Genomic DNA, 15,057 nt, shown 5'->3' with positions numbered 1-15,057 from the left:
GGGATGACGGCTGCCGTGCCGGTGGCGACGACCAGTCCCTTCGACGCCTCGAACTCCTGGTCCCCGACGCGCACCCGGCCCGGGCCGGTGATCGTCGCGGTCCCCCGTACGAAGGAACCGCCCTTGCTCGTGAATCGATCGACAGCGACCTTGTCGTTCCAATCGTCGGTCGCCTCATCCCGGATGCGCTTGGCGACCGGCGCCCAATCCGGCTCGACGGTGGCGGCGCCGGCCAGACCGGGGATCCGCCGCGCCTCGGCGAGCGCCGAACCGGCCCGGACCATGATCTTCGTGGGGATGCATCCCCAGTACGGGCACTCGCCACCGACCAGGTTGTGCTCGACACCGACCACGCTCAGGCCGGCCGCGGCCAGGCGTCCGGCGACCTCCTCGCCCCCGACGCCGAGGCCGAGGACCACCACATCAACTTGCCGCGCTTCGCTCATGCGACCCACATAACCACTTCGATGCGGTCCGGGAACGTTCATGTGGGTGACGACGCAGGCTTGAACTCCGCGCGCGGTGGGCAAAGTCGGACGCCGGAGAGCGGTCCGCGGGACCTACCGGTGAACGTTTTGACGGACGCAACCGCCGGCAGGCCCCGCGCTCCCCCATCCGGCACGCCGGACAGGAACTCATGGCCGCAGCCACACCGCCTCGTCCCGCTGCGACTCGAGCGGTCCGGGATAGTCGAGGCCGCGGCGTATCGGCTCGGGCAGGCGCCACGGCTGATGCACGGCCGGACCGTCGATGCCCTTGAGCTCGGGTACGTAGCGCCGAACGTACACGCCTTCGGGGTCGAATCGGAGCGCTTGGCGGATCGGATTGAACCGCCGATACGGCCGGGTGTCGTTGCCCGTCCCGGCCACCCATTGCCAGTTGCCCGAATTGTTCGGTACATCCCCGTCGATCAGCCACCGGAAGAACCAATCGACGCCGAGCCGCCAGTCCAGACCCAGGTGTTTGGTGAGGAACGCCGCAGTGATCAGCCGTGCCCGATTGTGCATCCAGCCCTCGGCGCGCAGCTGCCGCATCCCGGCGTCGACGACCGGCACCCCGGTCAGGCCGTCCTGCCAGTGCCGGAGCGCGTCCTCGTCGTAGCGCCAGCTCTGATCGGCCGCCGGTCGCAGCGGCTCGGTCGAGAGCTTCGGGAAGACACGAGCGACCTGATAGTAGAAATCCCGCCAGCAGAGCTGCCGCACGAAGGCTTCGGCGTTGCTCGCTCTGGCTGCCTCGGCTATCGCCAGCGGGGAGAGACAACCCCATCGGATGTACGGGCTGAGCCTGCTCGTCTTGTCGGCGGGCATGTCGTCGTGCGCTTCGTCGTACCCGTCAATCGACCGCAACCAGGCACTCAGCCTGCGGTGACCGAGGGTCTCGCCGCCCTCGGCGGCATGGGGTGACTCGCCGTCAGGGATGCTCGGAAGGTCGCCCGGTTCGACGCCCTCGGGCAGCGTGATCGTGCGCGGTGGCTCCGCCTGCTTCCGCCACTGGGCCTGTGACCAGGAGCGGAAGTACGGCGAGAAGACCTTGTAGCCCTCGCCGCCACCGCCGGGTCGCAGCAGTCCGGGCTCGACGACGGTGAGGCCGGGGTGCAGGCGCACGGTCCACTCACCGGCCAGCCGGCTCTCCCGCCGGCGCGCGTAACCGCTCACGTCGGCGGCGAGGTGAACGGCGCCGGCCTCGTGCTCCCGCGCCAGCCTGATCGTCTCGGCGACCGGGTCACCGGTGCGCACGACCAGGTCGCCGCCGAGCGCACGAAGATGCTCGCGCAGGTCGGCGAGGCACTGGTGGAGGAACCGTGAACGGTTCGCGGAGAGGCCGGCCAGCTTCGGGTCGAGGACGTAGAGCGGGATCACGGTCTCCGCTTCCGCGCACGCCTCGGCGAGCGCGGGGTTGTCGTGCACCCGCAGATCCCTGGTGAACAGGACGACTGCCGTCCTCATCACGCGGCCATCTGGACGGGAGTGCCCGGCCTGGTCAGGAGGCTGCGGACGGCGACGGCGGCCCGGCGGCGGTTCGGCACCGTGGCGCGGCGGGCGAAGATGTCGTGGTCGGCCGCCTCGATCTCGCCGAGGATCCCGCCGTAGAGCTGGAACGCGGTCCGCATGCAGGCCTGGGAGGCGGGTTCGAGCAGCGGGATGCCGGGCGCGGCGGCGGCGTAGTGCTCGCGCGCCTTGGCGATCTCGAACTTCACCAGCTCCTTCACCGCAGGGGTGGCGACCCTGCGATCGAGGACCTCCCGGGTCACGCCGAACGCGGCGAGGTGCTCCTCGGGCAGGTAGACCCGGTCGCGGTCGAGGTCCTCGGCGACGTCCCGGATGAAGTTGGTGAGCTGGAAGGCGAAGCCGAGCTGGCGGGCCGGCTCGCGGGCGGCGGCCCGGTCGGAGGATCCGAGGATCGGCAGCATCATCGTGCCGATGACCGCGGCCGAGCCCTCCATGTAGTCGAGCAGGTCGTCGTAGGTCGGGTACGCGGTCACGGTGATGTCCATCGCCATGCTGCGCAGGAACTTGTCGAAGTCCTCCAGGTCGAGGTCGAAGACCGCGATGGTGTGCAGGACCGCAGGCAGGAGCTCGTCGTCGGTCGGCTCGCCTCGCAGGCCGGCCATGAACTTCGCGGACCACTCGTTCAGCAGCGCTGCGCGCTCGGCGGACGGCCGAGACTCGGTACGATCGACTATTTCGTCCGCATATCGGGTGAATCCATAGAGGGCGTGGACATGCCGCCGCTTCCACGCCGGTAGCAACCGGGTCGCAAGGTAGTACGTCCGTCCGTGCTCTCGGTGAAGCTCGCGGCAGCGGGTATACGCAGCCGTCAAATCAGTATCCATCCCGGGCCTCCCGGCAAATCGACGCACGAATCGACGCAACTTCAGAAAGTTAGGGTACGGTATTGCACGTGGCCAATCACACCCTCGAGGGAAGTCGCTGCGAAGCGATCCCACGTCAGCCGGTCTCGCATCGAGCCTTGATCGGCGCGGTCGAGGGGACCCTCGCCGACTTCCTCGCCTCTCAGATCGCCGCCCTGGATGCCGTCGACCCGGCGCTCGGCGGCTTCGCCCGGACCGCCCGCGATCTCGTCATGGCAGGCGGGAAGCGGCTGCGGCCGACGTTCGCCTACTGGGGCTGGCGCGGTGTGGTCGGCTCCGCCGAGCCGGTCGAGGCCGTCTTACCCGCTCTCGGCGCCCTTGAACTCATGCACACGTTCGCCCTGGTGCACGACGACCTGATGGACGAGTCGGACACCCGGCGGGGCCGGCCGACCGCCCACCGGATCTTCGCGTCGCAGCACGGCGGACACTTCGGTGGCTCGGCCGCGATCCTGGTCGGCGACCTCTGCCTGGTCTGGGCCGATCAGCTGCTGAGCCGCACCCGCCTGCCCGCCGCCGCCCTGCTCGACGTGCGCGATCGCTACGACCGGATGCGCGTCGAGGCGATAGCCGGGCAGTACCTCGACGTGCTCGGTGAGAGCGACCCGTCGTCGTGGTCGGTGGAGCGGGCGCTCACCGTGGCCCGGCACAAGACGGCCAGCTACACGATCCAGTGGCCGCTCTCGTTCGGCGCGGCGCTCGCGGGCGGCGACCGGCGGCTCGACGAGGCGTACCGGGTCTACGGGATCACCGTGGGCGAGGCCTTCCAGCTCCGGGACGACCTGCTCGGGGTCTACGGTGATCCGGCGGTCACCGGCAAGCCCGCCGCCGACGACCTGCGGACCGGCAAGCCCACCACCCTTCTGATGATGGCCAAGCGGATGGCGACGCCCGTGCAGCTCGCCGCCTTCGACACCGGCGACATCGCGCTGCGCGCGGAGATCATCGCGGAGACCGGCGCTCCCGCCCGGGTCGAAGAGATGATCAAACTTAGGGTCGACGAGGGCGTGGCAGCGCTCTCCGAGGCGCCCATCCACCCCGACGCCCGTGCCGAGCTGATCGAGCTGGCCACCGTAGCGACCCACCGCCCGGCCTGATTTCCTCCTCCCCCTCATTCTTGGAGTCCTTCCGTGCGTGTTGTGACCGGTTCCACCGACCACGTCGTCATAGTCGGGGCCGGCCTCGGCGGGCTGGCCTGTGCCCTTCACCTGGCAGCGGCCGGCCGGCAGGTGACGGTCGTCGAGCGTGAGCCGATACCCGGTGGCCGGGCCGGTCGTCTCTCGGTCGGCGGCTACGAGTTCGACACCGGCCCGACCGTCCTGACCATGCCGGAGCTGATCGAGGAGCCGCTCGCCGCGGTCGGCGAGAGGCTGTCCGACTGGCTGGAGCTGCGGCCGCTCGACCCGGCGTACCGGGCCTACTACCCGGACGGTTCCACGCTCGACATCCGTACCGACACGACCCGGATGGCGGCCGAGATCGCCCGGGTCTGCGGTCCCCGCGAGGCCGACGGATATCTGCGCTTCGTCGAGTACACCCGCAAGCTCTGGGATCTCGAGCGCAACGATTTCATCGACAAGAACCTGGACACCCCGTTCGACCTGATGAATCTGGGGTTGCTCAAGCTCCTCGGCATGGGCGCGTTCCGCCGTCTTCAGCCCAAGATCGAGCAGTTCTTCCGCGACCCTCGTACCCAGCGCATCTTCTCTTTCCAGGCCATGTACGCCGGACTCGCGCCGCACGATGCCCTCGCCATCTACGCCGTGATCGCATATCTGGACTCGGTGGCCGGCGTCTACTTCCCGGTCGGTGGCATGCACGCGGTGCCGAAGGCGCTGGCCGGCGCCGCGGAGAAGCACGGCGTCACTTTCCGGTACGACACGACAGTCGAGCGCGTGCTGGTCAGCAACGGACGGGCCACCGGCGTGGTCACGGCCGGCGGTGAGCACATCCCGGCGGACGTGGTGGTGCTCAATCCGGATCTGCCCGTCGCGTACCGGGATCTGCTGCCGGCCCGCCGCCGGCGCCCGCTGCGCTACTCGCCGTCCTGTGTCGTGCTGCACATCGGCTCGGACCGCAGCTACTCCAAGATCGCCCACCACAACATCCACTTCGGGAAGGCGTGGAAGGGCACGTTCGACGAGGTCATCCGCAAGGGCCTGCTGATGAGCGACCCGTCGCTGCTGGTCACCAACCCGACGCACGACGATCCCTCGTTCGCACCCGACGGCCGGCAGACGTACTACGTGCTGGCGCCCGCGCCCAACCTCGAAGCCGGCCCGATGGACTGGCGCGGCGGCCTCGACCGGCGGTACGCCGACGAGATCCTGCGGACACTGGAACACCGCGGCTACATCGGCTTCCGGGACGGCGTCGAAGTCCAGCGGATCGTCACCCCCGCCGACTGGGCCGACGAGGGCATGGCCGCCGGCACCCCGTTCGCCGCCGCCCACTCGTTCAGCCAGACCGGCCCGTTCCGGCCGTCGAACCTGCACCCGAGCCTGTCCAACGTCGTCTTCACCGGCTCCGGCACCCAGCCCGGCGTCGGCGTGCCGATGGTGCTGATCTCCGGCAAGCTGGCCGCTTCGCGGATCACCGGTGGTCTCTAGGTGAGCTCACGCGAATCACATCTGGTCGAACTGGTCGACACTTCCGGGGCGGCCGTCGGCTCGGCGACCGTCGAGGACGCGCACAACGCCCCGGGTCAGCTGCACCGGGCGTTCTCGGTCTTCCTGATCGACGGTGAGCAGCGGGTGCTGCTGCAGCAGCGGGCCGCGGTCAAGACACGGTTCCCGCTGCGATGGGGCAACACCTGCTGCGGGCATCCGGCGCCGGGCGTCGCTGTGACCGACGCCGCAGTGGAACGGCTGGGTGAGGAACTCGGCGTCGCCGGGGTGCCGCTCGTTGAGGTCGGCGTGTACACGTACTTCGCCGAGGATCCGGTGACCGGACGCGTCGAGCGGGAGTACGACCACGTGCTCCTCGGCCGGCTGCCGGTCGGCACCACGTTCCGCCCCGATCCTTCCGAGGTGGCGCGGCTGCTCTGGGTTGCGCTGCCCGACCTCGAACAACGGCTGGAGGCGGATCCGGATTCGTACGCGCCTTGGCTCGCCGGGGTGACCTCGCGCTTGGTCTCGCACCTGTCGCCGTCGTCGCTTTCTTCGGAGCGGCTTGGTGGGTGACGGGCTGAGTGCGGGCGCCGCCGCGCGCCGCCTCGGCGTCGCGGTGACCACCCTGCGCACCTGGCATCAGAGGTACGGGCTGGGACCCAGTCATCACGAGCCGGGCCATCATCGGCGGTACACCGTCGAGGACATGGTCCGGCTGCAGGTCATGCAGCGGCTCACCGCTCAAGGGGTGGCGCCGGCGGAGGCTGCTGCCTGGGCACAGCGGGCGCCCCTTGAAACGGCCTCCCCCTCTGCCTCCACTGCCTCTGTCGCCTCCTCTGCCACCTTTGCCTCCGGGGATGGGCAGACCATCGTTCTCGGGCCTCGGGCCAATCCCGCCGCCCGCGGGCTGGCCCAGGCCGCGATGCGGCTGGACGGGCCGTCGATGCGCTACATCATCGAGGGCGCCGTGACCGGCCGTGGCGTGATCCCGGCCTGGCAGCACGTGATCATGCCGGTGCTGATCGGGATCGGCGAACGTTATGAGGCCACCGAACGGTTCGTCGAGGTCGAGCATCTGCTGTCGCGGACCGTCACCGAGGTGCTGGCCGCCGTACCCCGCCCGCCCCGGGACCGGGAACCGCGCGTCCTGCTCGCCGCCGCCGACGAGGAACAGCACACGCTGCCGCTGGAGGCGCTCACGGCCGCACTGGCCGAGGCAGGGGTGCCCACGCGTCTTCTGGGGGCGCGGGTGCCGCCACGGGCGCTGCTGGACGCCGTCGAGCGAACCGTGCCCGACGTGGTGGTCCTGTGGTCGCAACTGCCGTCCACCGGCCGGGTGGAGCAGTTGGAGCGGCTCATGGGCGTACCCCGCACGCCTTTGATGATCGTGGCGGCCGGCCCGGGTTGGACATCGGTGCCACCCACGGTGTCGACATTCGGTGATCTTGCAACCGCAGTCCGTGCCATCACCGCTGCCACCTCCGGATAGCCCTCACATTTCCGCAGGTCAGAAGCTTGCGAAAGGAAAGGGGGGTCCCGATTTGGAGACCGCCCAGGGGATCACATATGCTTTGCGAGCACTCAACGGGGCGCGGTTGAGGCGAACGAAGGCCACCAGCGTTGCGATCTCGCTCCCAGCGGGGTGTGCAATGATGGCGGAGTTGCCCTCATCGTCTAGTGGCCTAGGACGCCGCCCTTTCAAGGCGGTAGCACGGGTTCGAATCCCGTTGGGGGTACTGGTAAGTTGGTGACGCAAGTTGCCGACGAACCTAAGCAAGGTCCTGTGGAGCAGTTGGAGTGCTCGCCGCCCTGTCAAGGCGGAGGTCGCGGGTTCAAGTCCCGTCAGGACCGCAACACCAGCACGGCCAGGTAGCTCAGTTGGTACGAGCGTCCGACTGAAAATCGGAAGGTCGGCGGTTCGACCCCGCCCCTGGCCACCAGGCTCTTCGCCGGGCACTGAGCATCGTCCACCAGCGTTTTCGCGCGGTGGACGTTTTGCTTTCCGGGCACATCGAATTGAGCGAGGCTGTTCCTGCTCCAGCGAGCCGGGCCGGCATTCCGGGTGCGAGCGCCCACCTGCCCGGCCGCGCCTTCGTCACCGCTGTGGTTCCCGACGAGGACCTCGATCGCGAAGTGACGGTCTCACTGCATCCGGAACGGCAGCGGGACATTCCGTTCGCGGTGATGCGGTGGTTCATGGAGAAGGTCGCTGACGAGATGGCACGCAGTCGGGCCGAGAGACCGTTCGACTCGGGGACGTAGAAGGGCCCGCGCAGTCACGGGGGAGACGGCGCGGGCCCGGGAGCAACCATAGCGACGATCTTAGGGATGATCGAGAGGCTGGGGCTGATACATAGGTAAACCACAGGAAACGGCCCGGCCGCCACAGCAGCCGGGCCGTTCTCACGGGGTGTTTCAGTTGCGCTTGGTCCTCGGTTCGGCGAACTCGGGGCGCAGCTCGGCGGCCGGGACGGCCGTGCGGGCTGCGGACGCGGAAGTGGTGTCGGCCACGTCGAAGAACTCGCAGCCGTTCGTGGTGGCGGCGGCCATCACGATGCAGATGTCGCCGAGGACGTTGGCGCCACCGTTGACCTGGTCGGTCGCGTACGGGCTGCCGACCGGCTTGTAGTCGGCGTCGGCGTCCTCACTGACCAGGTAGTCGTCGCCGGCGTCACCGTAGATGACGTCGTTACCGAGGCCACCCCAGACGCCGTCGTCGTAGTCGCCGCCGCTGATCCGGTCGTTGCCCTCTTCGCCGTCGATGAGGTCCAGGTCGGCCTCACCGTAGAGGCTGTCGTTGCCGGCGCCGCCCCAGATGTCGTCGCCGCCCTTGCCGCCGTAGACGGTGTCGTCACCCTCCAGGCCGTCGATGTAGTCGGCGCCGTCGCCACCGGTGACCTTGTCGTTGCCGGCTCCGGCCCAGATCTCGTCGTTGCCGGCCTCGCCGTGCAGGGTGTCGGTGCCGGCACCGCCCTCGATGCTGTCGCTGTCCGCGCCACCGGCCAGCCAGTCGTTGCCGTCGCCACCGATCAGGTAGTCGATACCGGCGTCGCCGTACGCCTTGTCGTTGCCGGCCTGGCCGTAGAGGCCGTCACTGCCGGCGCCGCCGTAGAAGAGGTCGTTGCCGGCCTCACCGAGCAGCTCGTCGTCGCCGGCCCCACCGCTGAGCGTGTCGTTGCCGGTGCTGCCGTACGCGATGTCGTCGCCGGCCTCGCCGTAGAGCAGGTCGTTGCCGGAACCCGCGGCGAGCCGGTCGTTGCCGGTGCCGCCCACCAGCTTGTCGTTGCCGCCCGCGCCATAGAGCTTGTCGGCGCCCGTGCCACCGTAGACCTTGTCGTTGCCGGCCCCGCCCTGCAGAGCGTCGGCGCCGGACCCTCCGGTCAGAGTGTCGTTGCCAGCGGCGCCGTCGGCGTTCAGAGGAACCTTGGTCTTGTTCTTCACGACGTCGTTCTTGTCGCCCAGCGCGACCTTGATCAGCTTGGTCGCCTTGGACGTCGTGCACTTGACCTTGGTCTTGTCGACCTTCTTGCAGCCCTTGCCCGGCTTGAGAGCAACCTTGTCGTCGAGCGTCACGGTACGGCCGGAGATCGTGATGACGAGGCTGTTCGCCTTGCCGGCCAGGGCGGCGAACTGCACCGTCGTGGTGCCGACGACCTTCGCGGTGCCGGCCGAGGCGGCCTGCGCCGGCGACGCCAGGAAGGGCACGGCCACGAAGGCGGCAGCAACCGCGGCACTGATCAGAGTGCGACGGGATGGAAGCATGCGGGTCTCCAGGAGAAGGGGACGGCGAGGAAGAGGTCTTACTTGGAGGGTCCGGCCGCCAGCCGCGTCGCGACGTCCGCGAGGGCGGAACCGGCGCCGGCCGAGCGGGCGGAGAGGCCCGAGGTGCTCGGGTACGTGAAGAGCTCGCAGTTCGCGGTCGTTGCGCCGGCGAGTACGAGGCAGACGTCGGTGTGGTTGCCGCCGTCGACCTTGTCGGTGGCGGTCGCGCTGCCGATCGGCTCGAGGTCGTCGTTGAGGTCCTCGCCGATCAGCAGGTCCTCGCCGTCGGCGCCGGTGATGACGTCGTTGCCGGCGCCGGCCAGGATGCCGTCGAACCCGGCCTCGCCGTGCAGGCCGTCGTTGCCGGCGCCGCCCCAGATGGTGTCGCCGTCGGTGCCGCCGTAGACGATGTCGTTGCCGTCGTCGCCGGAGAGTTCGTCGTTACCGGCTTCGCCACGAACGATGTCGTTGCCGGAGTCGCCGAGGACGTAGTCGCCACCGGCGCCGCCCCAGATCTTGTCGTTGCCGGCCTTGCCGTAGATCGCGTCCCAGCCGGCTCCGCCGTAGAGGCTGTCGTCGCCGGCCTCGCCATCGACGGTGTCGTCGCCGTCGCCACCGTTGACGAGATCCTTGCCCGCGCCACCGATGACCGAGTCGCCACCGGCGTCGCCGTACACCTTGTCGGCGCCATCGCCGCCCTCGACGAGGTCGGTTCCCGCGCTGCCGGCGACCTTGTCGTCGCCGGTCCCGCCGTACACGACGTCGTTTCCGGCGTCGCCGTACGCCGAGTCGGCACCGCTTCCCGCATCGACCTTGTCGTTGCTGGCGCCCCCGTAGATCGCGTCGTTGCCCGAGTCGCCGAAGATCTTGTCGGCGCCCGCGCCACCGTAAAGCTTGTCGTTACCGGCGCCGCCCTGGAGCTCGTCGTTGCCCGAGCCGCCGGTCAGCCGGTCGTTGCCGGCGCCGCCGCCGGCAAGCAGCGCGACCTTGGTCTTGTTCTTGACCACGTCGTTCTTGTCGCCGAGCGCCACCTTGATCAGCTTGGTGGTCTTCGAGGTCTTGCACTTCACCTTGGTCTTGTCGACCTTCTTGCAGCCCTTGCCGGGCTTGAGAGCGACCTTGTCGTCGAGCGTCACGGTACGACCCGAGATCGTGATGACCAGGTTGTTCGTCTTGCCCATCAGGGCCTGGAAGGAGACCGTGGAGGTCCCGGTGACCTTGGCGAGACCGGCCGAGGCCGCCTGCGCCGGTGAGGCCATGAGGGCGGTCGAGGCGACGGCAGCGGCCGTCACGCCGATCGCGGCCAGAGCCTTGCGATGGAACAAGAACACGAAGCACCCCCGTCGATCTTTCTCAGCGCGCTCATTTCAGCGGTCGCGAGCGGCGAATCCAAGCACCATCCCATAGAACGGGACCGTATCGACGCATTGACCGGCAGGTGGAATCCGCACAGCGAAAAGCCCGGTCACCGTGGTGGCGACCGGGCTTCTCAGTGGACCTATTAGCTGCGGGCACCAGCGAGCTGCGCGCCCGCCTTGGCCTTCGGCGCCTCGAAGCCGGAAGCGGCCGCGCCGCCCGCCGACTTGGCCGAGAGGCCGGTGGCCGGCTCCGCGGGGATCTCGGTCAGCTCGCAGTTGACCGAGGTGCCCGCGGCGAGCACCAGGCAGATGTCGCCGGTGACGTGCGCGCCACCGTCGACCGCGTCGGTGGCCGTCGCGCTGCCGACCGGGTTGCCGGCCTCGTCCAGGTCCTCGCCGACCAGGAGGTCGTCGGCCGCGTCACCGAAGAGGCGGTCGTTGCCGGCCAGGCCGTAGAGCAGGTCGGTGTCGGCGCCGCCGTACAGGGTGTCGTTGCCGTTCTCGCCGCCGATGAAGTCGATGCCGGCCTCGCCCCACACCGAGTCGTTGCCGTCACCGCTCGCGACGGCGTCGGAACCGGCGCCACCGCGGACCTGGTCCACGCCGGCCTCGGCGACGATGTCGTCGTCGCCGTTGTCGCCCCAGATCTTGTCGTTGCCGTTGCCGGCCTGCAGCCAGTCGCCGCCGTCGCCACCGTGCAGGGCGTCGTCGCCGTCCCAGCCGTACAGCTCGTCGTTGCCGGCGTCGCCGTAGAGGTTGTCGTTACCGGTGTAGCCCCAGATGAAGTCGACGCCCGCGCCGCCGGTGGCGACGTCGTTGCCGGCACCGCCCCAGACCTTGTCGTTGCCGGCGAGACCGAAGAGGGTGTCGTTGCCCGCCTCACCGTCGACCTCGTCGTTGCCGGCGCCGCCGGCGAGCCTGTCGTTACCCGTCCAGCCCCAGACCTTGTCGTTGCCCGCGTCGCCGTTCGCGACGTCGTTGCCGGTGCCCGCGTCGATCACGTCGTTGCCGGTGCCGCCGTAGTGGCTGTCATTGCCCGACTCGCCGAACAGCTTGTCGTTGCCGCCGACGCCGTAGAGCTTGTCGTTGCCGGTGCTGCCCTGCAGCTCGTCCGCGCCGGAGCCACCGGTCAGCTTGTCGTTACCGGCGCCACCGAAGACGAGCGAGGCCACCTTGGTCTTGTTGACGAACTTGTCGTTCTTGTCGCCGAGTGCGGCGGTGATCTTGGTGGTCTTCTTCTTGGTGGTGCACTTGACCTTGGTCTTGTCGACCTTCTTGCAGCCCTTGCCGGGCTTGAGAGCAACCTTGTCGTCGAGCGTCACGGTACGACCCGAGATCGTGACGACGAGCGAGTTCGCCTTGCCCTTGGCGGCCGCGAACTGAACCGTCGACGAGCCGACGACCTTCGCCACACCGGTCGAGGCGGCCTGGGCGGGCGAGGCGAGGAGAGCGGTCGAGGCGACGGCCATGGCGGTCGCGCCGATGGCCGCGAGGACTCTGCGCTGGTGCAGGAACATGAAACCCCCCGTGTGAGAAAAACCGTTCTCAACCTATGTGGATCTGTCAACGGATGACATCAGCCGCACGGGCGGGGGGTCAACGGCGGTTCGGGTAGAACGGGACCGTTCCGACGCACTGTTCATTCAGCGGCCATCCGGCATACAGAACGGCCCGGCCTCCAGTGGAGGCCGGGCCGTTTCACGAAGACCGTCAGCGCACCTTCAGGGCCGCGCTGGCCGCCTTGCCGTCGGCGTGGCCGGCCTTGCGCGCGATCACCGTCACGGTGATCTTCTTGCCTCGCCAGGACGACTTCATCTTGAGCGTACGAGCGGTAGCACCCTTGATCACCTTGCCGTTGAGCCGCCACTCGTACCGGTACGAGTCCGCTGTGGGCGACCAGGTCCCGGCGGAGGCGGTCAGTTTCCGGCCGGCTTTCGGCGTACCACTGATCTTGGGCTTCTTGGTGGCCTTGGGCGCCTTGCCCTTCGCGACCGCCACAGTGGACGCGGACGTCGCCGTGCCCGGGTAATGGCCGGTGCGCTTCGCTGTCACGGTGACGGTGAGGCGCTTGCCGAGCAGGGAGGCGGGGATCGTGTACGACGAACCGGTCGCCCCCTTGATCGCCACCCCGTTCGCGGCCCACTGGTAGGCGTACGAGTTCGCGGCCGGCGACCAGGCGCCCGGCGCGGCCTTCAGCACGTCACCCACCGCGATCGTCCCGGAGATCGACGGCTTCTTCGCGGCGACCGGCTTGGCCTGCCACGCGATCGTGAAAGCCTTCGTGGCGACGGCCTGGCCGGCCCCGTACGGCCGGAGCACCACCGAGGCGGCCCCCGCCGCCACACCGGTGAGGTTGACGGCAGCCGTGGTCAGGGTCCCGTCCGCCGACACCGACTTGATCGTCCCGGCGATCGTCCGCCCGCCGGGCACCGTCACCTGCAGCACGTCCTTGGCGTGCAGGTTCGCACCCTTCAGCGTGATCGTCCGGACCCCGCCGGTGGTGACCGGCGAGGGGGTGATCGACGTGATCTTCACGGCCGCCGGTGCGACCCGGAACTTGTAGGTGGTCAGCTGGGAACTGGCGCTGCCGTTGTAGCTGCGGACGTAGAGCGAGTAGGTGCCGGCCGCGGTCGGCGTCCATTTCAGCGTGGCCGGCCCGGTGGCGGGCAGCCGGCCGACCGGACCGCTGTTGAACTGGTACTCGTAGTGGGTCAGGGCCGGCAGCCGCGGCGTGAAGGTGAAGCTGCCCGGGATGAGCCGGCTGGTGCCGCCCGCCGGGAACTCCGCCGAGGTGACCTTCGGGCCGTTCGAGACGTTCCACGACGCTTCACCGGCGCCGGTGCTGATCCCAGCCGCGTTCGCCGCCCAGATGTGCAGGTACTGATGACCGGTCTTGGTCACCGTGTACCTGAACGTGGCGGTGCCGTCCGCGGCCGCCTTCACCACCTGCTTGGTGGCCGGGTCGCCGTTGAACTGCACGGTGTAGGTGGCCGGCTTCCGCATGTCGGTGCGCGCCACCAGGGTGGCCGTCGATCCGAGCTCGTCGCCGCCGGTCCGGGTCACCGTCGGCTGCGGGTCGAAGACCGGGACGTCGGTCCAGCGCGAGATCGACCGGGTGCCGTCCGCGGCGATGCTCTGGACGTAGAAACCGCGCTGGTCGAGCCGCTTCGCGGTGAAGGTGAGGTCGGCGGTGCCGTCCGCGCGCGCCGGGATGTTCACCGGCTCGGGGATGCCCTCACCCTGGGAGTTCGGAAAGAGCCAATAGTCGTACGAGACGACTCCCGGCCACCGGGGCGTGAAGTGGAAGCTCACGTCCGATCCGACGAACGGCGCGGTGTTCACGTCTCCCGTGACCAGCGGGGCGTCGTCGACGAGGAACCGGTGGTACCGCTCCGGGTACTTCGTCGTGCCCTTCACCGCGACCACCCGCATGACCACCGGGCCGTGCTTCAGCGGCGCGATCTTCACGGTGGCGTCGCCGTCGGCGTCAGCGGCGACCGAACCGGCCTCGCCGCCCCCGTCGTCGAAGCGCCACTCGATCGTGTCGACGCCGGGGAGGGCGTCGAAGGTGAACTCGCCGGGGACACCGACGTTGTAGTCGAGGTTCGCGCAGCAGCGGTCGCCCGGGTAGGCGCCGGGGTAGGCCGTGGAGGTGATGAACGGCCGGGTGTCCAGGACGCGGAAGTCGTACCCGGTCGCCTCGGAGCGGTTGCCGGCCCGGTCGACGGCGACCACCGTCATCGAGTGGTATCCGGCTGCCCGCGGCGTGATGGTGAACGTGACCGCCCCGCCGAGCGACGGCGCCGCGACGGTCTTCCAGTCGCTGGTCTCGCTGAACTCGTCCTCGTGCAGCCGGTACTCGTAGCTCACCACGTCGGCGGAGACGCCGGTGAAGGTGAAGCGGCCGGGGACGCCGATCCCGCCGGTCTGTGCGCCACCGTCCGGGTAGTCGGCGGACGTCACCGCCGGCGCGCCGGGACCCTGCCGGTCGATCGTGTAGAAGCAGGTGTCACTCCACGGCGAGGCCTGTTCCCCGTCGAGGACACGGACCCGCCATCCGTACGTGACCCCGTCCATCTGCTTCGCGTCATCTTCGAGCTGGATGTAAAGCTTCCGATCCTCCTCGGAGGCGCCGTCCTGCCATTTCTGGACGGCCTCCGGCTTCGCCGTGTCCCAGACCTCGAAGTCGGCCTGGACCTCGGCGTTCGAGATCTCACCGGAGTAGGTGGCGGCGAGCGTGACCGCCTGGGCGTCATTGAGCCGAACGGGACTGAGAAAAGGACCGGGCTCGGTGCGTACGCAGGCGGCGCCCGAGGTGAGCAGTCCCGCCGGAGCATCGGCTGCAGCGGCGGCCGGAGCGGCGCCGAATCCGATCAGGGCGCCCGCTACGAGCGTGGAGGTGATGGTGAACGCCGATAGGCGACTGGACAACGTGGATCCTCCCCAAGGATCCGGC

12 protein-coding genes and 3 tRNA genes (1 of these 15 cut by a window edge) are annotated in these 15,057 nt (G+C 69.3%); 8 read left to right on the top strand and 7 right to left on the bottom strand.

From position 1 onward, the window contains the following. From EP757_RS11450 to EP757_RS11440, 3 genes are all read right to left on the bottom strand, one after another. A protein-coding gene (locus tag EP757_RS11450; RefSeq protein ID WP_127544747.1) for an NAD(P)/FAD-dependent oxidoreductase crosses the window boundary here: on the bottom strand, window positions 1-446 show its 5' portion. It extends 910 nt beyond the left edge of the window; the window shows 446 of its 1,356 coding nt (coding positions 1-446); its start codon is at window positions 444-446; its stop codon lies off the left edge, out of view. A 189-nt stretch (window positions 447-635) separates the two neighbouring features. After that, window positions 636-1,946, bottom strand: a complete 1,311-nt coding sequence (locus EP757_RS11445) for a deoxyribodipyrimidine photo-lyase (protein WP_127544744.1) — start codon at window positions 1,944-1,946, stop codon at window positions 636-638. Continuing rightward, on the bottom strand, window positions 1,946-2,833 hold the full coding sequence (locus EP757_RS11440; RefSeq protein ID WP_127544741.1) for a phytoene/squalene synthase family protein: 888 nt from the start codon (window positions 2,831-2,833) through the stop codon (window positions 1,946-1,948). Before EP757_RS11440 ends, EP757_RS11445 begins: the two co-directional genes overlap by 1 nt. Window positions 2,834-2,940: 107 nt before the next feature. Here EP757_RS11440 and EP757_RS11435 point away from each other — a divergent pair, with 107 nt between their 5' ends. The 8 genes from EP757_RS11435 (at window position 2,941) to EP757_RS11400 (ending at window position 7,743) form a co-directional block, all read left to right on the top strand. Then, complete coding sequence (locus EP757_RS11435; protein ID WP_232050660.1) at window positions 2,941-3,969, top strand: polyprenyl synthetase family protein; 1,029 nt, start codon at window positions 2,941-2,943, stop codon at window positions 3,967-3,969. Between the two features lie 33 nt (window positions 3,970-4,002). Further along, window positions 4,003-5,481: a phytoene desaturase family protein gene (crtI, locus tag EP757_RS11430; protein WP_127544735.1), complete on the top strand. Its 1,479-nt coding sequence runs from the start codon at window positions 4,003-4,005 to the stop codon at window positions 5,479-5,481. After that, window positions 5,482-6,054 (top strand): isopentenyl-diphosphate Delta-isomerase, encoded by a 573-nt coding sequence (gene idi / locus EP757_RS11425; protein WP_127544732.1) that lies wholly within the window; start codon window positions 5,482-5,484, stop codon window positions 6,052-6,054. Then, window positions 6,044-6,970 carry a MerR family transcriptional regulator gene (locus EP757_RS11420; RefSeq protein ID WP_127544729.1) on the top strand — a complete coding sequence of 309 codons (927 nt, stop codon included), beginning with the start codon at window positions 6,044-6,046 and terminating at the stop codon, window positions 6,968-6,970. Before idi ends, EP757_RS11420 begins: the two co-directional genes overlap by 11 nt. Before the next feature lie 174 nt (window positions 6,971-7,144). Next, a tRNA-Glu gene (locus tag EP757_RS11415) sits at window positions 7,145-7,217 on the top strand. Between the two features lie 41 nt (window positions 7,218-7,258). Beyond that, window positions 7,259-7,332: transfer RNA gene (locus EP757_RS11410), tRNA-Asp, on the top strand. Window positions 7,333-7,344: 12 nt separating this feature from the next. Then, window positions 7,345-7,421, top strand: a tRNA-Phe gene (locus EP757_RS11405). A gap of 46 nt (window positions 7,422-7,467) precedes the next feature. Beyond that, a complete protein-coding gene (locus EP757_RS11400) occupies window positions 7,468-7,743 on the top strand; it encodes a hypothetical protein (RefSeq protein ID WP_197725509.1) in 276 nt (91 codons plus the stop codon). 153 nt (window positions 7,744-7,896) lie between these two features. Here EP757_RS11400 and EP757_RS11395 read toward each other — a convergent pair whose 3' ends face one another. The 4 genes from EP757_RS11395 to EP757_RS42780 form a co-directional block, all read right to left on the bottom strand. Next, window positions 7,897-9,243: a calcium-binding protein gene (locus tag EP757_RS11395; protein WP_127544726.1), complete on the bottom strand. Its 1,347-nt coding sequence runs from the start codon at window positions 9,241-9,243 to the stop codon at window positions 7,897-7,899. A 38-nt stretch (window positions 9,244-9,281) separates the two neighbouring features. After that, entirely contained in the window at window positions 9,282-10,574 is a 1,293-nt protein-coding gene (locus tag EP757_RS11390) for a calcium-binding protein (RefSeq protein ID WP_127544724.1), read from the bottom strand. 170 nt (window positions 10,575-10,744) lie between these two features. Beyond that, on the bottom strand, window positions 10,745-12,118 hold the full coding sequence (locus tag EP757_RS11385) for a calcium-binding protein (RefSeq protein ID WP_127544721.1): 1,374 nt from the start codon (window positions 12,116-12,118) through the stop codon (window positions 10,745-10,747). 193 nt (window positions 12,119-12,311) lie between these two features. After that, on the bottom strand, window positions 12,312-15,032 hold the full coding sequence (locus tag EP757_RS42780) for a hypothetical protein (protein WP_160165791.1): 2,721 nt from the start codon (window positions 15,030-15,032) through the stop codon (window positions 12,312-12,314). Window positions 15,033-15,057: the final 25 nt, after the last annotated feature.

Source organism: Actinoplanes sp. OR16 (assembly GCF_004001265.1).
Classification (GTDB): domain Bacteria; phylum Actinomycetota; class Actinomycetes; order Mycobacteriales; family Micromonosporaceae; genus Actinoplanes.
The sequence above is the reverse complement of the archived record's forward strand: the minus strand, read 5'-3'. Positions and strand labels throughout refer to the sequence as shown.

Excerpts from the sequence above, each read along its gene's own strand:
- EP757_RS11445 (WP_127544744.1), bottom strand. The coding sequence starts at position 1,946 with ATGAGGACGGCAGTCGTCCTGTTCACCAGGGATCTGCGGGTGCACGAC.
- EP757_RS11440 (WP_127544741.1), bottom strand. The coding sequence starts at position 2,833 with ATGGATACTGATTTGACGGCTGCGTATACCCGCTGCCGCGAGCTTCAC.
- EP757_RS11395 (WP_127544726.1), bottom strand. The coding sequence starts at position 9,243 with ATGCTTCCATCCCGTCGCACTCTGATCAGTGCCGCGGTTGCTGCCGCC.
- EP757_RS11385 (WP_127544721.1), bottom strand. The coding sequence starts at position 12,118 with ATGTTCCTGCACCAGCGCAGAGTCCTCGCGGCCATCGGCGCGACCGCC.